Source organism: Bartonella sp. CL71SXKL (assembly GCF_042194935.1).
In the GTDB taxonomy this organism is placed as follows: Bacteria; Pseudomonadota; Alphaproteobacteria; order Rhizobiales; family Rhizobiaceae; genus Bartonella.
Genome location: NZ_JBHINI010000002.1, coordinates 90,331 through 112,319 on the forward strand (window position 1 = coordinate 90,331; position 21,989 = coordinate 112,319).

Below are 21,989 nucleotides of genomic sequence, written 5' to 3' on the forward strand. Positions count from 1 at the left end.
GATTCCAACTGAACCCATTTGATATGGTTTATTTCATAAGCTCTCTACAGACAAATCCTGCTCTGAATTCTATCATACACTCTAACAAAAACACCTTAATGTGGTAAATTTTCATACCTTATATCACAACTCTAAACGGCAGTATTTTACGAAACAACACGATAAGCTTCCCATTTTATTTTACGAAATCCCATCGAACCATAAATAATAGCTTATGTTTTACAAGCAACAGAAAAAGCGCGTGCTCTCTTAAGCAAAAAACGTCATAAAACACAAAGAAAGTATGCCGGCAATGGATTGGAAAGATGTTCCGGCTTTTTATGCTCCACAGTATGCTTGAATATTCTAATTTGTTGGAGCACTGTTATTATTTTTTATCAAAGGTCATACTTTTGATAAACTGACGAGATGACTCAACTCAAAAAAGAAATTTATCTTCAATTTTATGAAAAAAAGCATGGAAAAGGTATTTTAATGCTTACTTTCTTTGTCACTTAACTTATAAAATGACGGTAGCCTCAGAACTAAAATATTTTGCCCACAACAATCGCACACAGATATTTGTCATAGGAAAAAGTCATGCCCAAACGCACAGATATAAAATCTATTCTTATCATCGGAGCAGGACCTATTATCATTGGTCAGGCATGTGAATTTGATTATTCAGGCACTCAAGCCTGTAAAGCATTAAAAGAAGAAGGTTACCGAATTATTTTGGTAAATTCTAATCCTGCCACGATTATGACAGATCCAGATCTAGCTGATGCAACTTATATAGAGCCCATTACTCCTGAAATAGTTGCCAAAATTATTGCTCACGAGCGTCCCGATGCCCTTTTGCCCACTATGGGAGGACAAACAGCCCTCAATACTGCTTTATCATTAAAGCGTATGGGTATTTTAGACCGCTACCATGTTGAAATGATAGGAGCCAATGCTGATGCTATTGATAAAGCTGAAGATCGTGCTTTATTCCGCCAAGCGATGGCAAAAATCGGTTTGGAAACGCCACGCTCTATGTTAGCCAATGCAACAGAACTGAAAGAAGAAAATCGCCAACAACACGCAAAAACGTGTGCTGAACTTAAAGCAAAGCTTTCTGGTGCTGCGCTTGACAAAGCACTCGAAGAACTTGAGCGCAACTGGCGACATACCGAAGCTGATCGCAAACAACATTATATCGCTCATGCAACAGCAAAAGCAGTTCAAGCTCTTGATGTTGTTGGGCTTCCAGCTATTATTCGTCCTTCATTCACCCTTGGTGGAACTGGTGGTGGAATCGCTTATAACCGCTCTGAATTCTATGAAATTATTGAACGTGGGCTTGAAGCTTCACCAACAACAGAAGTATTAATTGAAGAAAGTGTTTTAGGGTGGAAAGAATATGAGATGGAAGTTGTTCGTGATAAGAACGACAACTGTATCATCGTTTGTTCTATTGAAAACATTGATCCAATGGGGATTCATACCGGTGATTCGATCACTGTAGCACCTGCTCTCACCTTAACCGATAAAGAATATCAATGTATGCGTAATGCTTCGATTGCTGTTTTGCGCGAAATTGGTGTTGAAACGGGAGGATCCAATGTACAGTTTGCTGTCAATCCTGAAAATGGGCGCCTCATTGTTATTGAAATGAATCCGCGTGTTTCTCGCTCTTCAGCGCTTGCCTCAAAAGCAACGGGGTTTCCCATTGCCAAAGTAGCGGCTAAACTGGCTGTTGGTTATACACTTGATGAATTAAAAAATGATATCACGGGTGGTGCAACACCAGCATCATTTGAACCTTCTATTGACTATATTGTGACAAAAATTCCTCGTTTTGCGTTCGAAAAATTTCCCGGTTCATCACCTGTCCTCACAACTGCGATGAAATCTGTAGGAGAAGTCATGGCAATTGGACGCACTTTTCAAGAATCGTTACAAAAAGCACTCCGTGGACTTGAAACAGGGCTTACGGGTCTTGATGAAATTGTGATTCCAGAGCATGCTGAAGGTGATGAAAAAAGTTCTATACGCTCAGCCATTGCCATACCAAGCCCTGATCGTCTACGCTATATTGCTCAAGCCATGCGCACAGGCTTACCCTTAAATGAGATTCACCAAATTAGCAAAATTGATCCGTGGTTTTTAGAACAAATAGCCTCCATCATTGAAATGGAGCAGCGTATCCGCATTCATGGATTACCCCAAGACGCAGATAATTTACGTATGTTAAAAGCTATGGGCTTTTCAGATGCGCGATTAGCCTCCCTTACAGGGAAAGAACCGGATTATATCGCTGCTTTACGTAAATCACTGAATGTTAAACACGTCTTCAAACGGATTGATACTTGTGCCGCTGAATTTTCTTCTCCTACAGCCTATATGTATTCAACATATGAAGTTCCCTTTGCAGGTGTAGAGCACTCGGAAGCACACGTTTCTGAACGCAAAAAAATTGCTATTTTAGGCGGTGGACCAAACCGCATTGGGCAAGGTATTGAATTTGATTACTGTTGCTGCCACGCTGCTTTTGCACTGCGTGATGCAGGATTTGAAGCGATTATGATTAACTGTAATCCTGAAACAGTTTCAACCGACTATGATACCTCTGATCGCCTTTACTTTGAATCTTTAACAACAGAAGACGTTATCGCTATTTTAGAAGCAGAACAGGAAAAAGGAGATTTGGTTGGAGTCATCGTCCAATTTGGCGGACAAACACCCTTGAAATTGGCAAGCGCTCTAGAAAAACACAATATCCCCATCCTAGGTACTTCACCTGACGCTATCGACTTAGCAGAAGATAGAGACCGCTTTCAAAAACTGTTATTTAAACTTAATTTAACACAACCTCAAAATGGTATTGCCCACTCCATTGAACAAGCACGCCTCATTGCCCACGAACTAGGCTTCCCTTTGGTTGTACGTCCCTCTTATGTTTTAGGAGGACGTGCTATGCAAATTATTCGTGATGAACGTAGCTTACAAAATTATTTACTTGAGAGTGTCCCTGAATTAATTTCAGAAGATATCAAAGTCCGTTATCCTAACGACACAACAGGACAAATCAATATATTGCTTGGTAAAAATCCGCTTCTCTTTGATACCTATTTAACAGAAGCAATTGAAGTAGATGTTGATTGTCTATGTGATGGCAAAGAAACACTAATCGTTGGTATTATGGAACATATTGAAGAAGCTGGTATCCACTCTGGTGATTCAGCATGTTCTCTACCAGTCCATACGCTCTCAAATAAAATAGTTACTGAATTAGAGCGCCAAACCAAAGCATTAGCACAAGCACTTCATGTTCGCGGCTTAATGAATGTACAATATGCTATAAAAGATGACACTATTTATGTCTTAGAAGTCAATCCCCGTGCTTCACGTACTGTCCCATTTGTTGCAAAAACGATTGGTCGCCCTATTGCTAAAATGGCTGCACGTATTATGGCAGGAGAAACGCTTCATGATGCTCTTCAGGCTTATGGTGGATTACCTTCTTTGCAAAAAAAACAACATATTGCCGTCAAGGAAGCCGTATTTCCTTTTGCTCGTTTTTCAGGTGTTGATACACTTCTTGGTCCAGAAATGCGCTCAACCGGTGAAGTTATGGGACTTGACTATGAATTTTCGCTTGCTTTTGCTAAAGCCCAACTTGGAGCTGGTGTAAAACTCCCTAAAGAGGGAACTTTGTTCGTTTCTGTAAGAGATGAAGATAAAAAACGCATCTTAAATCCTGTAAAACGTTTAACTGAGCTTGGCTTTTCTGTTGTCGCCACAAGTGGAACACAAAAATTTCTCACCGAACACCACGTTGAAGCAAAAAAAATTAACAAAGTTCTAGAGGGACACCCCCATATTGAAGACGCTATTCGTAATCGCAAAATTCAATTGATTTTTAATACAACTAGCACGGCCAGTGCCATCTCAGATTCAAAATCATTACGTTATGCAGCCCTCATGCAAAATGTTCCCTATTATACAACAATAGCTGGAGCCGAAGCCGTTGTAGAAGCGATAAAAGCACTCAAAAAAAGGCGCCTTGAAGTACGTTCACTACAAAGTTATTTCAGTTGAATTTTTCTACTTAACAAAATATACACTGTTTCCTTATTTTTTCTTTATATAAAAATTGATTAAGACTTGCTTTTTGTTCCAAAAACTTTTATAGAGGTTTCATCGAATTTTCGGTTACGTGACTTTCTTTCCTGTGCAATCTGCACTTTCGACGAAACTTCTCCCACCTAATTTCGATCTACAACCGTATTGAAGAAATGAAAGCTTCAATACTCAATATAATTATATATTCTAAGGAGTTTCCTATGTCTACAGGAACAGTTAAGTGGTTTAATACAACAAAAGGTTTCGGATTCATTCAACCTAGTGATGGTAGTGCAGATGTATTTGTACACATTTCTGCTGTCGAGCGTTCTGGTCTAAACAGTCTTAATGAAGGGCAAAAAATTTCTTATGATGTTCTTCAAGATCGTCGTTCAGGAAAATTTGCCGCTGGTAACCTTGCAGCCCTTTAAAGTTTAAATTCTGCAATATTTTATTTAAAAATCTTCGTCTGTAATGACGAAGATTTTTTTATTTTGTATAAAGCATCATTTTACCTTGTTAACATAAAAGACTGCTTATCTCCTTTGCACAATTTATCAAACCTCCCTTATACTTCCTCAAAACTTTCATAAAATCTACAAAGAGATTATCTTGTGAAATCTCAAAAAAGAAGAATATAAAGCCCGTGTAAGAGTATTTTAGAAGTTTTTTATTGCATACAATATAATCTCTTATAGAATATCCTTAAAGCAATAACCATTTGTTGATATAATATAAGGATTTAAAATTATGGCTTTTATTGCCGACAAACTGTCTCTTATCAAACCTTCTGCAACAATAGCTGCTTCTCAAAAGGCCCGCCATTTAAAAGCATTAGGGCGCAATGTTATTGCTTTAAGTGCTGGAGAGCCAGACTTTGATACCCCAGACAACATCAAAAACGCGGCTATTGAAGCTATTCGAAGAGGAGAAACAAAATACCCTCCCATATCTGGAATTCCAGAATTGCGCCAAGCAATTTCTGCAAAGTTTAAAAGAGAAAATAACCTTCTTTACCAACCAGAACAAATTATTGTTGGTACCGGTGGAAAACAAATTCTCTTTAATGCATTCATGGCAACTTTGAATAAAGGAGATGAGGTCATCATTCCATCCCCTTATTGGGTTAGTTATCCAGAAATGGTCGCACTCAACGATGGTACGCCTGTCTTTTTAGAAACAAAAGCCGAATTTTCTTATAAACTCCAACCCCAAGAGCTAGAAGCTGCCATTACCCCCAAAACCAAATGGTTCATCTTTAACTCTCCTTCAAATCCATCAGGTGCTGCTTATACACATAATGAATTGAAAAAACTCACAGATGTTTTAGTAAAATATCCTCATGTTTATATCCTTTCCGATGATATATATGAACATCTCACATATGAGGGTTTTACCTTTGTTACTCCAGCTCAAGTAGAACCAGCGCTTTATGAGCGTACACTCACAATGAATGGTGTTTCTAAAGCCTATGCGATGACGGGATGGAGAATCGGCTATGCAGGCGGACCACAAGAATTAATTAAAGCCATGGATACCATTCAAGGACAGCAAACATCTGGAACAAGTGTCATTTCACAATGGGCTGCGGTTGAAGCACTCAACGGGCCACAAGACTTTATTGCTAAAAATAAAAGTATTTTTCAAACACGCCGTGATCTCGTTGTCTCCATGCTAAATCAAGCTCCTGGCATTCACTGTCCAACGCCTGAGGGTGCTTTTTATGTTTATCCTTCTTGCTCCGGAATTATTGGAAAGAAAACACCTAATGGCCAATGTATTACCAATGATGAGGACTTCGCCATAGCGCTTCTAGAAACAGAAGCTGTTGCTGTCGTCCAAGGATCTGCTTTTGGACTTGGATCAGCTTTTCGTATTTCTTATGCAACATCAGAAGAATTACTTGAAGAAGCTTGTATACGTATACAGCGCTTTTGCAACAGTCTAATTTAAAATTTTTAAATATCATCTCTTGTGATTGTTTTTACCGAATGTCAGTATATCCGAGAAAATATCGGAAACTGTGTCATGGTCTAAATATATGGATTCAGCAAAAATATCTATGAATAAACACAAAAATAGAGGCTGTAGATAAAGATCAAAAAAATCTAGCTATCAAATAAATGAATCGGTCTATTATCATAAGAGATGAAAAACCTATTCTGCTTTCTCCATTCAATTTATAACTCTAAAAAAGACCGAGCGCTTTTAAACACAATTGCCCTTATAATCAAAGGCCCTTACAATAAAATCTCTTCTATTTCTCGGCTTCTTCTTCGTCCTAAAATGAAGAAGAAGCCACCTCCCATCGTTGTGTAAGCAATCCAGTTTCCTTTAAGTTCTATCTAATAACTACTTGATTTACTTCATAGGCTTTATGAACAAGACCTGCCTTAAATATTCACCTCACACTCTAATAAAAAGCACTTCATGTATAAGGTTTTAAATATTTTATATCACACCCCTAAAAGACAGACTTTTATGGTATAACAGGATAAATCTCTCTTAAACTCCTCATTGAATTTTAGTATTCTTAAAAAATTGTTGGATATCCACAAGTTTCAAAATTTTTTCCTTATCATCTTCCCATATATTGCAATTTCTAAGGACTCTTTCAAAAATAATAAAAAAAAAAGCCGGACATATTGTCCGGCAAATTTGGAAAATCTTCAGAGATAAAATCAATCTGATAGATCTTCGTAAGGGAACACTCAAGAAAACGCACTGGGAGGCAACATAATCAAGAGATAGCATTCTATGTCATTTTATAAGAAAAAGCACAATAAAGACTTAAGCGTATCTGCTATGCAATAAACACATAGCTTTAAATTTGTCTCCATTATGTAGCACTCTCTTTAATTAAATATAAAAATGTAAGCTACACCATCACACGATTGTCCATTATATAATAGCTCTCACGTTTGCTAGCATTTGTAAAAAAACATTTATCCCTTTTTTCAAAAATATTTACCCGCGCAGACTCCCTCCACTTTTAATGTGCAACGAATAATTTTAATTGATTCAATATGAGCAAATTTGAAACGAAAGAATATTACGGGAGTCTCAAGTTGCAAAACAGCTAATTGTTCCTTATAAATTAAGACATTAATATTAAAAAGACCACTGACGAGCTTTTAAAAAAATATAATCTCGAAAAGCATTTAACCTTGCCAAATTCTTTAAATTATAAGGATAACAAAAAAAAGTATCAAAAGAAGGAATATCAACCATATCAGGAAAAAGACGCACCAAATGCTCATCATTATTGACGATATAATCAGGAAGCACAGCAATCCCAAGATCACGCATAAGCGCATTCTTTATTGAGATGATATTGTTGATTTGTAGAACTGAAACGCGCAATGATCCATCACTTCTACCAGCCTTTTCCAACCAATTTAAACCAGACAAATAAGGTGGAACAGGTTCACCGAACGAAATAATACGATGCTCATCGAGATCAGATAATTTTTCCGGCTTTCCATAATTTGCAATATACTTTTCCGAAGCATAAACATGCATATGAATTGTAAAGAGTTTTCTTTGTATAAGATCAGGTTGTTTGGGTTGATGTAAGCGAACAGCACAATCCGCATGACACATTGTCAAATCAAGCTCTTCATCGGAAAGCAAAAGCTGAACCTGCATATCAGGATAAAGACTAAGAAATTCTGGCATACGCTCTGCAATCCACCCTGCCCCCATTCCAAAGGTCGAGGTCACACGCAAGTGCCCCGTTGGTTTTGCATAGCTTTCACTTAATTGCAAACGCACACTTTCAAGCTTCATCAAAACATCATGAGCTGTACGATAAAGAGTTTCTCCCTGTTCTGTAAGAATCAAACCACGCGCATGACGTTGAAATAAGGATACCCCAACCTCTTGTTCTAAAGCCGAAACCTGTCGTGAAACGGCTGATTGAGATAAATGAAGTTTTTGAGCAGCATGCGTAAAAGATCCCGCTTCTGCTGCAGCGTGAAAAACCCTTAACTTATCCCAATCCAACGGTGGCGCCACAATTAATTCTACCTCTATATTCTCTATTTTCTCAATGAGTTACTAACGCTTGGATATATCCAAAAACCGTTCTGCTTCCAACGCTGCCATACATCCTCTTCCCGCAGCTGTTACAGCTTGGCGGAATGTTTCATCTGTCACATCCCCAGCAGCAAAAACACCAGCAATGCTTGTTGCTGTTGAGTCCGGTGCTGTCCATAAATAGCCGCCTCGTTTTTGTTTCAGCTGTCCTTCAAACAGAGAAACAGCAGGATCATGCCCAATGGCAATAAATATGCCCTCTGCATTCACTTTCATCTCATGACCTGTCTTAACATTTTTCAGACGTGCCCCTGTTACAACAGCGCCCATTGAATCTTGAGCTGGCAGCCCCAGAATTTCTTCAACCACATGATCCCAAAAAACACGCACATTATTACAAGCCAGCAACCTATCTTGCAAAATTTTTTCTGCCCGAAACTGCCCCCGCCTGTGAACCACGCTTACACTCTTAGCCAAATGCGATAAATAAAGTGCTTCTTCAACAGCCGTATTTCCTCCTCCCACGACAATAACGTCCTTATCACGATAAAAAAAGCCATCACATGTAGCACAAGCGGAAACACCTCCGCCCATAAAGGTCTGTTCACTTTCTAAACCAAGCCAGCGTGCTTGAGCTCCTGTTGCAATAATCAGTGCATCACAAGAATATTGTGTTCCTGAATCCCCATATAAGACAAAAGGATACTTCAACAAATCAGCCTTTATAATTGTATCATAGACAATTTTTGTCCCCATATTCTCAGCTTGTTTTGCCATTTGTTCCATCAACCATGGTCCTTGAATGGGATCTGCAAAACCTGGATAATTCTCAACATCAGTTGTAATTGTTAATTGTCCACCCTGCTGCAAGCCCGTCACCAAAACCGGCTTAAGCATTGCTCTTGCTGCATAGATCGCCGCTGTATAACCAGCCGGACCTGAGCCAATAATCAGCAGACGAATATGCGATTGCACCATTAAATCCCCTTCACTTTATTATAAATTAATTATTCTATAAATGATAACGGAATGCAGCCTTTTAAAAAAATATTTTTCAAGAGCCCTAATTATGTTATGTATACTTCTTTTCAAGTTTTATGAAAAGGTCTGATTACTAATTCATCAAGGCACGCTAATGTTAAGAATTAATCCTTATCCTATAAAGAGAAAAATGTAACTTCTTATGAGCACAAAACCATAATAAAAAGAGATACAAAGATAGGGAACGATCATTTTTCAATTTATTATCAATGTCTGTGCACGTTTTGCCTTAATCATGGGAGGAGCAATGCTTTTGCCAATTTTTGTGGATTTGCACGACAACAATCGTAATTGGATAAGCTTTCTCTATTCTTGTGCCATAACCACCATGTTAGCAACGCTGATTCTTTTAGCAACTAAGGGAGCTACTTGTCGCTTTTCAGCACGGCTTGGCTTTATGCTCACTGTTTGTCTTTGGCTTACAGGAAGCATCGTAGGTGCCTTACCTCTTTATCTTTCTCCTCTTCCCATTTCTCTAGCAGGAGCCATTTTTGAATCTGTTTCTGGAATTACAACAACAGGCTCCACAGTCCTTTCTGATCTTGATAATTTATCGCGAAGTATTTTATTATGGCGTTCTCTTATATGCTGGATTGGGGGCATTGGTTTTATCGGTTTAGCCCTCTTAATTTTGCCTTCACTGCGTGTGGGTGGCGTGCGACTTTTTCATATGGAATCATCTGATAAATCTGAAAAAATATTGCCTCGCATCAACCAAATTGCTAACGGAATTATCATCGCTTATGTTGGGTTAACATTGGCTTGTATGCTTTCTTATTTTGCTGCAGGCATGAATTTATTTGATGCCATTAACCATGCAATGAGTACAGTAGCAACAGCTGGTTTTTCAACGCATGATGCTTCTTTTGGCTATTTTTCTGATAAACCAGCCATCTTAATTATTTCAACAATCTTCATGTTGCTTTCTGCTTTACCCTTCGTACTTTATGTTAAATTAGTCCTTCCTGGACACTCCAAACGCTTCCTTGACCCACAAGTGATTGTTTTTCTCCATATCGTTCTCCTTTTCAGCTTTGCTTTAGCGGCATGGCTACGGTTTTATGATCATCGCGCGTTCCACTTGATTTTCCTTGATGTCATTTTTCACCTTTCATCCATTATTAGCACCACAGGTTATAGCGCTGAAGATTATCAACTTTGGGGACCGTTTGCGCTTGGAATTTTCTTCATTGTTTCTTTTACAGGCGGATGTGCTGGTTCTACTTCTGGTGGCATGAAAATCAATCGCCTCATTATTCTTTGGCGTATTACACAAACAAATATAGAAAAACTTCTTTCTCCTAATGTCGTTGTAAAAGCGCGCTACGATCACTCAAATATATCAAATGATGTTGCTCAAGCCGTTTTGTTTTTTGTCTGTCTTTATATGTTTTGCCTTGTTATCGGCACTGCACTTTTGCTTACAACCGGTCTTGACTTTACCTCTGCCTTTACGGGGGTCTTAACCGCACTTTCAAATGTTGGTCCAGGCTTTGGAGATATTATTGGCCCTACTGGTAATTTCTCTACAATCAACGACCATGCTTTATGGATTTTAAGTTTTCTAATGTTAGCTGGACGCCTTGAAATCATAACAATATTCGTCCTTTTTATTCCCGCTTTCTGGCGTGAACAATTCTAATGCAGAGAGTATTTTATTCTACCATGATAAAAAATTTACAAGATAAAAAGGTGTGAACAGTATGCATCATAATATTCACCCCTTACTCAATCCACTGAAGATTTTCTAAAATTTCCATACAAATCATCATATCAATGATATAAAAATAATTCAACAAAAACAATCAAATACCAATATTTTCAAAGCCATAACATATAAAACTTCACTTTATTGATCTTCTTTATCAAATAAAGTGGACGCATAGAACATTCTTTTTTACGAATAATCTCTCATGCAAAAAATATGAATATTTGCTGATAAAAGTGTTTTTTCTCTTTAATAGAGTTACCTCCTTATAGAAAAAAATGCTATTATATTACGAGCTCACAAGCTTATAAAAAAACATCTCACAGTACTCATCACCCCCATTCCACGACAGCCTTCATGAAAGATATAAAATGGGCACCATCATTTTTACTTAAATAATAATAAGGTGCAAGTCGGTACTACAAAATAAGATATAAATTAGTACCACCATATTATTTTTTTTCTGTTAATGTCGTAACAGCCTGCATTTCAGACAATTTATAAGAAATCTCTTTACACCTTGTCTTCAATAGTTTTTATCCACCACATGCCTTCTTCCGATTGTGATGTGCTAGAGGATAGCTCTCTTTGATTTAATATCAACAGATTTGACATAAGAAAATCTTACGCTACTCAAAGCTCTTATTCAAATTGAAAAGGTAAATTATCTATAAAAATCATATATATATTGATCTTAAGTCCATCTTATCATGAATTTATTGAAAATATGTACGACTATTTTATCCATGGAGATAGCATCATTATCTTTTTAAGACAAGAAAACGTTTTTTTTGCTATCTATTTAAGTCTTACAAAACGAACAATATCAGTACGACACCGTATAAGATAGTGCATAAATCCCCAGACTTGAGTTAAAGCATTATTTTCTTATTCTAAAATATCAATGAATAAAAGTAGCTTTCCTCTCTCCTAGTATGCTTTATCATAAACTACATATCGCTCTCAAGCGTATACATTTTTAATCTTTTATCCAAAATTTTGGGAACTTTTTATAGTGTTCTACTAAAGACAATATAAATTTTGTAAAATAACATTTATATCATTGAGCTGTTTTCTTGATGACTATGAAAAACCTTTAAGGAAAATACTTTTTATCATCCCTTAAGAAGATTTTTGATATCATATCAAAGTGTTTTTTCCGCAAACAGTTCTTTGTAAACACTTTCAATCTTGCGTGCCTCTTTTTCCAAAGGAAAGTGAGTACGAACATGGGTTAAAGCTTTCTTTCCGGCTGCCAATGTTTTTTCCACATCAGAAAAATAAGGTTCAATTGCTGCGGTTAAAGCCAAACCATCTCCTGCTTTTACAACTGTTCCTGTCGCTTCTACAACCAATTCTTTATAAGCTCCTGCATCACTCGTTACAACCGCAACCTGTGATGCCATTGCTTCTAATGGCGTTAAACCGAAACCTTCTGTACGAGAAGGTGCAACATAAAGTGTTAAACGACGATACCACAAAGGGATGTCCAGAATCTCACCAAGAAAAATAATGCGATCATCCAGACCAGCTTTAGCAATCTTTTGGCGTAACTCTTTTTCAAAATGATAATATTGCTCTGTCGTACGACCAGCGATAAGTGCTGTCCATTCGGGGTAATCAGGCAATAATGCTATCATGGCATCAACAAATAAATCTGTTCCCTTTGAGTAGCGCAGACGCCCAAAACATCCTACCGCATATTTTCCTGGAAATCCTGTCGAAGAAAAGCAATCATCAAAAGTCTGTGGTGGAGTAAAACGCCTCACATCCACCCCATGCATAATAACCTTATGAGGCACTTCTAGATAAGCGCCCGTACGTGTACTGGTAGCTATAACCCTATCCATACAGCGAATCAACCATTTGGTAAAAGGCTTATGATGACGTTGTGAAGCCGAAGTAAAGATGAGTTTAAGCTTCATTCGCAAAACATCGCGCAAAAAGATCCCACAAAGCATCTCAATATTGCGTCGTGCATGCCAAATACGAAATGGCTTCCCTTTCGGACTTTTCCAAAGTCCGAAAAGGTCCCTAAAGGCAAGAGTTGGCAAAGTTCGTGGTAAACCAAACCCCAAAGTGGATATACGCACGCCCTGTTCGCGTTGCAGTGGAATAAGCTGAATAATCGTAGATGTTACTCCCGATAAACGCCTTTTAAAGTGAGGCGCAATAATTTCAGTTTCGTCCAAAGATACACGCATAATAATCCATATGTTATTTAGATGTACTGAACCTTAATGATCTCATAATTATGCGCACCACCTGGTGCATTCACCTCAATCACATCACCTTCTTGCTTGCCAATAAGTGCACGTGCGATAGGCGAAGAAATAGAGATTTTACCAACCTTTACATCAGCTTCTTGATCTCCTACGATCTGATACACTTTTTTTTCTTCAGTGTCCTCATCCAAGAGTTTAATGGTTGCGCCAAATTTTATTTTGTCACCTGAAAGACGCGAGACATCTATAACTTCTGCTCGCGCGATATAATCTTCAAGCTCATTTATACGCCCCTCATTATGACTTTGCGCTTCTTTAGCTGCATGATACTCAGCATTTTCGGATAAATCACCATGCGCACGCGCCTCAGAAATTGCTTCAATAATTCGCGGACGCTCCTGTTGTTGACGCCAACGCAACTCTTCTTTAAGACTCTCAAAACCAGCTGTAGTCATCGGAACTTTTTCCATAATCCGTCCCTTTCTATTACACGGAAGGTTTAATAAAAATACAAAAAACGGCTTCCAAAATTACTTTTGGAATCCGAAAACTACGATCTTTTTTATTATATAGTACAGTATCGCTGTTTTCCATACAAAAATAAATAAAGGAAACAAAACATGCACAAATAGTGATTAAAACATCTCATTTTGGTGTTTAAAACGTTAAACTTCACTCTTCTCTTTAAAAGTGTCCTAAAGAAGAAAGAATTGTATTTTTTTCTGTTTTATCATAATCTAGTAAAAGAAATCATATGGGATATGAAGAGAGAAGGATAGAAAATCTCTAAAGAAATTCTTTACAGAAAAATGAAAAAAATCGTCATTTTTTTTATGTTTGGCTCTTTCTTTTTAGCCACAACAATATCAGAGGCAGCAGATGCTTTTGTTACGAGAAATCTTAATTTTAGAACAGGTCCCAGCACTCAGTATGCGCTTTGCGGCTTAATCTCTGCTGGAGAATTGGTTTTTGTTAAAAACTGTGAAGGAAATTGGTGCCATATCCGATATAACACTCAAATAGGTTGGGTGTCATCTCGTTATCTTTCATTTAAAGATGGAAACGATCTTTATCACACATATACAATGTCTTTAGTGCCCAAACATACCGATTATTCTCCATAACAGCCATAATAACTTATGCCCTCTTGAATATCATCATGGCAAAAATGCAATAGTGTCCACGAACAACCACAAATATACCCCCTCCAAAGAAATACTTCAAAGAACTCGTCTCATAAAAAACTTGATCAATATCCTAATGAAAGCTCTAATAAACCAAAATAAATCTGTTCAATAACGTTTTGCTGTTGTCGTAATAAATTTGTAAAAATTAGTATTTTCTTTAAAATCACCAACACTTTTCTATCAAAGGATACAACAATGAAAAATGGTGTTACTGCAACAGTAGAAGCTCTTTCTGCTCTCATTGCTTCAGGTAATCCTCTTTTTAAGAATGGCGCGTTATGGACACCTCACCGCCCTGTTCGTCCTGAAAAGTCTGAAGGTGGTATTCCATTTCAACTCGAAACATCTTTTAAACCAGCGGGAGATCAACCTCAAGCCATAAAAACTCTGGTTGAGGGAATTCAAAAAGATGAACGTACACAAGTGCTTTTGGGTGCTACCGGCTCAGGAAAAACCTATACAATGGCCAATATCATTGAAAAAACACAGCGTCCAGCTTTAATCTTAGCACCAAATAAAACTCTAGCAGCGCAGCTTTATGGGGAATTTAAAAGTTTTTTTCCCCATAATGCTGTCGAATATTTTGTTTCCTATTATGACTATTATCAGCCAGAAGCCTACGTTGCACGCTCTGATACCTATATTGAAAAAGAATCCTCAATTAATGAACAAATCGACCGGATGCGTCATGCTGCAACACGCGCCGTCTTAGAGCGTGATGACGTTATTATCGTCGCCTCTGTCTCCTGCATCTACGGAATTGGTTCCGTAGAAACCTATACGGCCATGACCTTCCAAATAGCAAAAGGGGACAAACTCAATCAACGAACACTCTTGGCTGATTTAGTCTCTCAACAGTATTATCGACAAGATATCAATTTCATTCGTGGTTCCTTTCGTGTACGAGGGGATACAATCGAAATTTTCCCTGCCCACCTCGAAGATCGTGCTTGGCGTATTTCGCTCTTTGGCGATGAAGTGGAAACAATTACGGAATTCGATCCTCTCACCGGACAAAAAACAGGCGATCTTCAATCGATTAAAATTTATGCCAATTCACACTATGTAATACCGCGACCAACACTCAATCAAGCAATGAAAGCCATCAAAATGGAACTCGTTCAACGCCTCGATGAGTTGAACGCAGCTGGACGTCTTTTAGAAGCACAACGTTTAGAACAACGTACAATTTTTGATTTAGAAATGTTAGAAACCACCGGCTCATGCGCCGGAATAGAAAATTATTCACGTTATTTAACAGGACGAAAACCCGGAGAACCACCACCAACCTTGTTCGAATACATTCCAAATAATGCTCTTGTTTTTATCGATGAAAGCCACGTAACCATTCCCCAAATTGGGGGCATGTACCGAGGTGACTTTCGTAGAAAAGCAACACTAGCAGAATATGGTTTTCGCCTCCCTTCTTGTATGGATAACCGTCCTTTGCGCTTTGAAGAATGGGATGCTATGCGCCCACAAACGATTGCTGTCTCCGCAACACCTGGACGCTGGGAAATAGAACAATCTCACGGCACTTTTGCGGAACAAGTTATTCGCCCAACAGGGCTTGTTGACCCACCAACAGAGGTTCGTCCAGCCAAAAATCAAGTCGATGATGTTGTGAATGAAATTCGTAAAACAATTCAAAAAGGCTACCGTACATTGGTGACAGTTCTCACAAAGCGTATGGCTGAGGACTTAACTGAATATCTCCACGAACAAGACATTCGTGTACGCTACATGCATTCTGACATTGATACATTAGAACGCATTGAAATTCTACGCGATCTTCGGCTTGGCACCTTTGATGTCCTCATCGGTATCAACTTGCTCCGAGAAGGCTTAGATATTCCAGAATGTGGTTTTGTTGCCATTCTAGATGCCGATAAAGAGGGCTTTTTGCGCTCTGAAACTTCCCTCATACAAACAATCGGACGTGCTGCACGTAACGTAGATGGCCGTGTTATCCTCTATGCAGATACGATCACTGGTTCCATAGAACGAGCCTTACAGGAGACACAAAGACGTCGACAAAAACAAATAGCCTATAATGAAGAACACCATATCACACCGAAAAGTATCAAAAAAAATATCGGAGATATTCTCAATTTAGGCGATGAAAACAACCATGTTCGTACAAATATCCCTGATGTTATCGAGAAAAAAAATATAGTTGGCAACAATTTAGCATCTCATATTAAACACCTTGAAAAATTAATGCATGAAGCAGCTGCTGATCTTAATTTTGAAGAAGCAGCGCGACTTCGCGATGAAATCAAACAATTACAAAAGATAGAACTAGAACTCGCAGAAAATCCCTTAACACATCATAGCGAACAATCCACCCATGAGCCCGTGTTACAACAAAGTCTTTTCTCCAAACCAGACCTTGCACACATGGGACCAACCATGGACACTGGTATTTTGGAAAATCAAAAAGGAAAATCTCGTAAAAACACCCCTAATCAAGCAACAATAAAACGAAAAAAACGCAATCAATGAAGGAGTAAGAAATTTCAAACCGCATAAAATAATCTTCAGCTCTTCTAAAAAAGACTAAGGTTCAAAAGCAAACAGCATTATCCGAAAAATAGACAACCTCCAACATCAAGGGTGCTCCAATTTGTCTAAAACAACATAAGAAAGAACATTTTACAAAAAATTCCAAAATATATTATTTTATACAGTTATACTCTGATATTTAACTCAATATTATCGATCCTTACAAAAAAATATTCAAATAGGTCACTGTTCTATAACACAAATAAAGTAAAATAAGACTTTCTCATAGAACCATAAGACTATGATAAAAAATGATAACTTTGTATTCATACACCTATTGTTCAATTCATATTGTACCAAACAATAAAAAAGTACCAATAAATAAAGATTTTATATCCCATAGTAAAAAATCGGGTACTCTCAATACAAATTTATTAATTAACCTCAAGCAGAGTACATTAATTGAAATCAAAATTCTGTTATGATTTTATTGTACTGTCTCCGTGGTAGATTCAACTAAATGAATTTTTATTTTTTTGTCACAATAAAGTCCAAAATTGTTCAGGCTCTATTCAGTTTGAAACGTGTAGGATGTGAAAAATACGAATTTACACAAGGAGCATCATTATGAAAAAAGCGATCAGGTTAGCGGTATTATCAGCAATGTCAACTGTGACCGTTTTGATGCCGCTAAATGCAACGCTTGCGAATATGGCATGGAATCGTAGTGACTCTATCTCGAGAGAAATAGATGATATGATGAGGAAGATGCGTAAAGAAACAGATGATGCGATAAGGGAAATAAGGAAGAAAGCTGATATCCCGCCTTGCGGTTTTTCTCGCTCCCATTGTTCTGATAGAAAACGTGGCTTTTTTTCTGATGATTTCCAAAAGTTTGTTGATGATTTCCACAAGCGTTTTGAAGACGGCAAAAGAAGATTTAAAGCCGAACATGAAAGGTTTGTAGCCAAACATAGTAAGACGGAACAACAACACCATCATCACCACCACCACCATTATCATTATATTGAAAACAAAACGTATCATTACGTCGAGCGCAAAAAAACAAAACACCGTAATGTTCATATAGAAAACTCAGGAGATGCTGTAGTAATGGGTATTCTTGGTCTTGCAACAGGTACGATTCTTGGTACAGTTTTAAAAAAACCAGAACAGCCACAAGTTGTTTATCAAACCGTACCACAACATCAAATTGTATATCAACAGGTTCCACAAGAACAGATAATTTATGAAGCTCCGCAAATGGTGAAATATGAGCCAGTACAACAATCATGGGAATCTGATTGGCTTAACTATTGTAAGAAAAAATACCGTTCTTTCAACCCTAAAACAGGAACTTTCCGAGACCGTAATGGTTTGGAACACGTTTGTTATGCCCCAATAAATTAACTTCTGTTCCGCCCTACTAAAAAGTCTTAAATGGCACAAAAAAACGCTTCAAAGCGTTTTTTTGTTTGCTCATATATTAAAATCTTGAAGAAAAGGATTATTTTGGCGCTCATAGCCTATGCTACTTTTAGGGCCATACCCACAAATAAAATAAACATCATCGCCTAAGGGTAAAACTTTTTCTCGAAGAGATTGTATCAATTTTTCATAGGAACAGAAGGGGAAGTCCGTACGTCCAATAGAACCACGAAAAAGAACACCACCCAAGAGGACTAAGCGCTCTTTTTCATTGAAATAAATAACATGACCAAGGGAATGCCCTAGTGTATGCAAAACCCTAAACTCATGTCTAGCAAAATACACACACTCACCATCTTCTAACTATATCGAACAACGCACCATAATGCTTTCGGGTGTAAGCCATGATTTAAGAACCATTCTCACCCGTTTTAAACTTCAACTAGCGTTAGCAAATACTGACTTTGATATTAAGCCGCTTGAGCAAGATGTGAGCGACATGCAAAATATGTTAGAAAATTACCTTGCTTTTGCCCGTAGTGAAGGAAGTGAGTGTATTAAAACTTTTGATTTAAATGCTCTTATGCAAAAATTCTCTACCGATGCGCATCTTCACAAACGTCAATTTTCCTACACCATTGAAAGCCCTACACAAATACAAGTACGCCCACATGCCTTCACGCGTCTCATCAGCAATCTTGTATCAAAAGCATTTTGTCATGCTAATACTGTCAAACTAACAGCCATATCCCAACAAGAATCTTTCATCATAACTATTGATGATGATGGACCTGGGATTCATAAAAATATGCGCACAGAAGTCTTTAAGCCATTCTTTAAACTTGATAAAACACAAAATCAAGATGCGAGTAGAGCAGGACTCGGCCTTTCTATTGCTCAAGATATAGCACGTAGCCATGGAGGCAATATTCAATTGGATGATAGCCCTCTAGGGGACTTACGCGCTATTATTGATGTCCCCCTTTAGCAATTTTTCTTGTTAAACCACGTTATAAAAAAATCCCTAAAACTATCAAAACATGCCAAAAACACTTCTAAAACCTAAATGAGCACAAAAAAATTAAAGAGAATGTTTCCCATATATCAAAAAAAGTTCCCGCAATATATTATCTTATACAGTTATAATCTGATATCGAACTCAATATTTAACCTCACAAGAGAGTAGCCAAACAGGACTGTATTCTATCACACAAATAAGATTTTATCTTAGCACCATAAGCCTATAATAAAAAACGATAACTTTTATTCATACACCTATTGTTTAATTCATATTGTATCAATTAATAAAAAAGTACTCATCAATAAAGAATTTATAACCAATAGTAAAAAATCTGCTGCTCTCAATACAAGCTGCTGAATTAACCTTAAGAATATTACATTAATTGAAATCAAAATTTTGTCATGATTTTATTTTACTGTACCGGCAATGTTTTAACTAAATGAATTTTTATTTTTTTGTCACAATAAAGTCCAAAATTGTTCAGGCTCTATTCAGTTTGAAACGTGTAGGATGTGAAAAATACGAATTTACACAAGGAGCATCATTATGAAAAAACTCTTCAGATTAGCGGTATTATCAGCAATGTCTACTGCAACCGTTTTGATGCCATTAAATCCAACGCTTGCAGATATGGCATGGTATCATAGCTATGATATGAGGAGGGAGGCTGGTTTACCAGCTCACAATTTTAGCTCCCATTTTTCTCATAGTGAACATCGCTCTTTTGATAATCCCCACAAGCGTCATTATGTTAGCCATAAATGGGGAGCACAACAACACCATCATGTTGAACACAAGACATATCATTATGTCGAGCGCAAAAAGACAAAACACAGTAGTATTAATATAAATAACTCAGGAGAAGCTTTAGCAATAGGCATTCTTGCTCTTGCAGCAGGTGCACTTCTCGGCAAAATTTTAAAAAAACCAGAACAGCCACAAGTTGTTTATCAAACCGCACCACAGCATCAAATTGTATATCAACAGGTTCCACAAGAACAGATAATTTATGAAGCTCCGCAAACGGTGGAATATGAGCCAGTACAACAATCATGGGAATCTGATTGGCTTAACTATTGCAAGAAAAAATACCGTTCTTTCAACCCTAAAACAGGAACTTTCCGAGACCGTAATGGTTTGGAACACGTTTGTTATGCCCCAATAAATTAACTTCTGTTCCGCCCTACTAAAAAGTCTTAAATGGCACAAAAAAACGCTTCAAAGCGTTTTTTTGTTTGCTCATATATTAAAATCTTGAAGAAAAGGATTATTTTGGCGCTCATAGCCTATGCTACTTTTGGGACCATGCCCACAAATAAAACAAACATCATCGCCTAAGGGTAAAACTTTTTCTCGAAGAGATTGCATCAATTTTTCATAGGAACAGAAGGGGAAGTCCGTACGTCCAATAGAACCACGAAAAAGAACATCACCCAAGAGAGCTAAGCGCTCTTTTTCATTGAAATAAATAACATGACCAGGGGAATGTCCTGGGGTGTGAAAAACCTTAAACACATGTCCAGCAAAATGAACACACTCACCATCTTCTAACCATTTGTCAGGAATACAGATGCAAGCATCAGTGATGCCATAATTTTTTGCGCTTTCGCTCACAGCATCCATCACAGGCTTATCATCGCGATGTGAACCGATAATTTTTACATTAAGCGCTTCTTTCGCTTGCATTGCTGCTCCTACATGATCAAAATGACCATGTGTTACCCAAATAGCCTCGACAATAACACCATTCTTTTCGATTACGTCTTGAATCCGCGGCCAATCACCACCAGGATCAACGAGAACCCCCGTTTTACATTCACTATCAAAAAGCAAAGTGCAATTTTGTTGGAATGTCGTAACGGGAATAATATGTATATTAAGACTACCCATAATATCCTTTTCAAAAGTAACTTTTTTAAATTTATAAATAAAACTTTCTCTCCTTTAAGGTAAAGGTGCTGCTCGACAGCTTTATACAACTTATGTAAACTTGCATTTTGTGTAAACTAAATTTTTATCAAGGTTTTTTTAAGAATGACCAATCACGTTCAAGTTTTGTGTGACGATGCCCCTCACCTTCTTGTGATTGATGACGATACTCGTATTCGCAATCTTTTATTTCAGTTTCTCATTAAAAATGGATTTCGTGTTTCAGTTTCAGCCAATGCGAATGAAGCAAGACGACTGTTGGCAAGTTTAGATTTTGATCTTCTTATTGTTGATGTCATGATGCCTAGCGAAAACGGTATTGATCTCACTCATTCACTCCGCCAAACAAAAGATGTTCCTATCTTGATGCTAACAGCTTTATCAGAAATAGACAATCGTATCCGTGGATTAGAAGCAGGGGCCGATGATTATCTGTCTAAGCCGTTTGACCCTCGTGAACTTCTCCTTCGCATCAACGCCATTTTACGACGTGGTTTTCCCCTTAGCCAACCTAAAATTGAGCAAATCGTTTTTGGTCCTTATATATTTTCAATTTCACGACGCGAACTCAAAAAAGGAGGAGAAATTATTAAATTAACAGATAAAGAACAAGAAATGATGGTCATGTTTGCCGAAAATGCAGGCGATACAATTCCGCGCCATAAATTCGCGACAGATGACAGCAATATAAGTGAACGTGCCATTGATGTGCAGATCAACCGCCTTCGTCGTAAGATCGAAAAAAACCCAGCACTGCCTATATGGCTCCAAACCGTGCGAGGAATAGGGTATAAACTCTCTATTGAATAGGCACAAGA

General features: G+C 37.7%; 14 protein-coding genes and 2 pseudogenes. 10 read left to right on the forward strand and 6 right to left on the reverse strand.

Annotated elements, in window-relative coordinates:
* The first annotated feature begins 579 nt into the window (after positions 1-579).
* From carB to ACFILA_RS01580, 3 genes are all read left to right on the forward strand, one after another.
* Complete coding sequence (gene carB, locus ACFILA_RS01570; protein ID WP_375630813.1) at positions 580-4,065, forward strand: carbamoyl-phosphate synthase large subunit; 3,486 nt, start codon at positions 580-582, stop codon at positions 4,063-4,065.
* Between the two features lie 245 nt (positions 4,066-4,310).
* Positions 4,311-4,520 carry a cold-shock protein gene (locus tag ACFILA_RS01575; protein ID WP_012754908.1) on the forward strand — a complete coding sequence of 70 codons (210 nt, stop codon included), beginning with the start codon at positions 4,311-4,313 and terminating at the stop codon, positions 4,518-4,520.
* 319 nt (positions 4,521-4,839) lie between these two features.
* The gene (locus ACFILA_RS01580) at positions 4,840-6,042 is read left to right on the forward strand and encodes a pyridoxal phosphate-dependent aminotransferase (RefSeq protein ID WP_375659932.1); all 1,203 of its coding nucleotides are present in this window, start codon (positions 4,840-4,842) and stop codon (positions 6,040-6,042) included.
* A gap of 1,158 nt (positions 6,043-7,200) precedes the next feature.
* Here the strand turns inward: ACFILA_RS01580 and ACFILA_RS01585 are convergent.
* The gene (locus ACFILA_RS01585; protein ID WP_273791217.1) at positions 7,201-8,106 is read right to left on the reverse strand and encodes a LysR family transcriptional regulator; all 906 of its coding nucleotides are present in this window, start codon (positions 8,104-8,106) and stop codon (positions 7,201-7,203) included.
* A gap of 42 nt (positions 8,107-8,148) precedes the next feature.
* Complete coding sequence (trxB, locus tag ACFILA_RS01590; protein ID WP_375643115.1) at positions 8,149-9,105, reverse strand: thioredoxin-disulfide reductase; 957 nt, start codon at positions 9,103-9,105, stop codon at positions 8,149-8,151.
* 310 nt (positions 9,106-9,415) lie between these two features.
* Here trxB and ACFILA_RS01595 point away from each other — a divergent pair, with 310 nt between their 5' ends.
* Positions 9,416-10,810: a TrkH family potassium uptake protein gene (locus tag ACFILA_RS01595; RefSeq protein WP_273791219.1), complete on the forward strand. Its 1,395-nt coding sequence runs from the start codon at positions 9,416-9,418 to the stop codon at positions 10,808-10,810.
* A 1,211-nt stretch (positions 10,811-12,021) separates the two neighbouring features.
* Here ACFILA_RS01595 and ACFILA_RS01600 read toward each other — a convergent pair.
* Positions 12,022-13,080, reverse strand: a complete 1,059-nt coding sequence (locus ACFILA_RS01600; protein WP_375660530.1) for a glycosyltransferase family 4 protein — start codon at positions 13,078-13,080, stop codon at positions 12,022-12,024.
* Between the two features lie 17 nt (positions 13,081-13,097).
* Entirely contained in the window at positions 13,098-13,571 is a 474-nt protein-coding gene (greA, locus tag ACFILA_RS01605) for a transcription elongation factor GreA (protein WP_007347010.1), read from the reverse strand.
* 339 nt (positions 13,572-13,910) lie between these two features.
* Here greA and ACFILA_RS01610 point away from each other — a divergent pair, with 339 nt between their 5' ends.
* The 3 genes from ACFILA_RS01610 to ACFILA_RS01620 all read left to right on the forward strand — a co-directional run bounded on the left by ACFILA_RS01610 (position 13,911) and on the right by ACFILA_RS01620 (position 18,203).
* Positions 13,911-14,225, forward strand: coding sequence for an SH3 domain-containing protein (locus ACFILA_RS01610; protein WP_375630822.1), 315 nt, complete (start codon positions 13,911-13,913; stop codon positions 14,223-14,225).
* Between the two features lie 258 nt (positions 14,226-14,483).
* Positions 14,484-16,793 carry an excinuclease ABC subunit UvrB gene (gene uvrB, locus ACFILA_RS01615; RefSeq protein ID WP_375660531.1) on the forward strand — a complete coding sequence of 770 codons (2,310 nt, stop codon included), beginning with the start codon at positions 14,484-14,486 and terminating at the stop codon, positions 16,791-16,793.
* A 627-nt stretch (positions 16,794-17,420) separates the two neighbouring features.
* On the forward strand, positions 17,421-18,203 hold the full coding sequence (locus ACFILA_RS01620; RefSeq protein ID WP_375660532.1) for a BA14K family protein: 783 nt from the start codon (positions 17,421-17,423) through the stop codon (positions 18,201-18,203).
* Positions 18,204-18,272: 69 nt separating this feature from the next.
* On the opposite strand, the pseudogene ACFILA_RS01625 reads toward ACFILA_RS01620, so the two are convergent.
* Positions 18,273-18,584, reverse strand: a pseudogene (locus ACFILA_RS01625) (MBL fold metallo-hydrolase); the annotation flags it as partial.
* A gap of 4 nt (positions 18,585-18,588) precedes the next feature.
* Between ACFILA_RS01625 and ACFILA_RS01630 the strand changes: the two are divergent.
* Positions 18,589-19,209 (forward strand): annotated as a pseudogene (locus ACFILA_RS01630) (sensor histidine kinase); the annotation flags it as partial.
* Positions 19,210-19,788: 579 nt separating this feature from the next.
* Positions 19,789-20,412 (forward strand): BA14K family protein, encoded by a 624-nt coding sequence (locus ACFILA_RS01635; RefSeq protein ID WP_375630826.1) that lies wholly within the window; start codon positions 19,789-19,791, stop codon positions 20,410-20,412.
* A gap of 69 nt (positions 20,413-20,481) precedes the next feature.
* On the opposite strand, the gene ACFILA_RS01640 is transcribed toward ACFILA_RS01635, so the two are convergent.
* The gene (locus ACFILA_RS01640) at positions 20,482-21,132 is read right to left on the reverse strand and encodes an MBL fold metallo-hydrolase (RefSeq protein ID WP_273791225.1); all 651 of its coding nucleotides are present in this window, start codon (positions 21,130-21,132) and stop codon (positions 20,482-20,484) included.
* A 144-nt stretch (positions 21,133-21,276) separates the two neighbouring features.
* Between ACFILA_RS01640 and ACFILA_RS01645 the strand changes: the two genes are divergently transcribed.
* Positions 21,277-21,981 carry a response regulator gene (locus ACFILA_RS01645; RefSeq protein WP_273791226.1) on the forward strand — a complete coding sequence of 235 codons (705 nt, stop codon included), beginning with the start codon at positions 21,277-21,279 and terminating at the stop codon, positions 21,979-21,981.
* The last annotated feature ends 8 nt before the right edge of the window (positions 21,982-21,989 follow it).

Excerpts from the sequence above, each read along its gene's own strand:
- ACFILA_RS01610 (WP_375630822.1), top strand. The coding sequence starts at position 13,911 with ATGAAAAAAATCGTCATTTTTTTTATGTTTGGCTCTTTCTTTTTAGCC.
- uvrB (WP_375660531.1), top strand. The coding sequence starts at position 14,484 with ATGAAAAATGGTGTTACTGCAACAGTAGAAGCTCTTTCTGCTCTCATT.
- ACFILA_RS01575 (WP_012754908.1), top strand. The coding sequence starts at position 4,311 with ATGTCTACAGGAACAGTTAAGTGGTTTAATACAACAAAAGGTTTCGGA.
- ACFILA_RS01640 (WP_273791225.1), bottom strand. The coding sequence starts at position 21,132 with ATGGGTAGTCTTAATATACATATTATTCCCGTTACGACATTCCAACAA.
- ACFILA_RS01620 (WP_375660532.1), top strand. The coding sequence starts at position 17,421 with ATGAAAAAAGCGATCAGGTTAGCGGTATTATCAGCAATGTCAACTGTG.
- ACFILA_RS01635 (WP_375630826.1), top strand. The coding sequence starts at position 19,789 with ATGAAAAAACTCTTCAGATTAGCGGTATTATCAGCAATGTCTACTGCA.
- trxB (WP_375643115.1), bottom strand. The coding sequence starts at position 9,105 with ATGGTGCAATCGCATATTCGTCTGCTGATTATTGGCTCAGGTCCGGCT.
- carB (WP_375630813.1), top strand. The coding sequence starts at position 580 with ATGCCCAAACGCACAGATATAAAATCTATTCTTATCATCGGAGCAGGA.
- ACFILA_RS01645 (WP_273791226.1), top strand. The coding sequence starts at position 21,277 with ATGACCAATCACGTTCAAGTTTTGTGTGACGATGCCCCTCACCTTCTT.
- greA (WP_007347010.1), bottom strand. The coding sequence starts at position 13,571 with ATGGAAAAAGTTCCGATGACTACAGCTGGTTTTGAGAGTCTTAAAGAA.
- ACFILA_RS01595 (WP_273791219.1), top strand. The coding sequence starts at position 9,416 with ATGCTTTTGCCAATTTTTGTGGATTTGCACGACAACAATCGTAATTGG.
- ACFILA_RS01600 (WP_375660530.1), bottom strand. The coding sequence starts at position 13,080 with ATGCGTGTATCTTTGGACGAAACTGAAATTATTGCGCCTCACTTTAAA.
- ACFILA_RS01580 (WP_375659932.1), top strand. The coding sequence starts at position 4,840 with ATGGCTTTTATTGCCGACAAACTGTCTCTTATCAAACCTTCTGCAACA.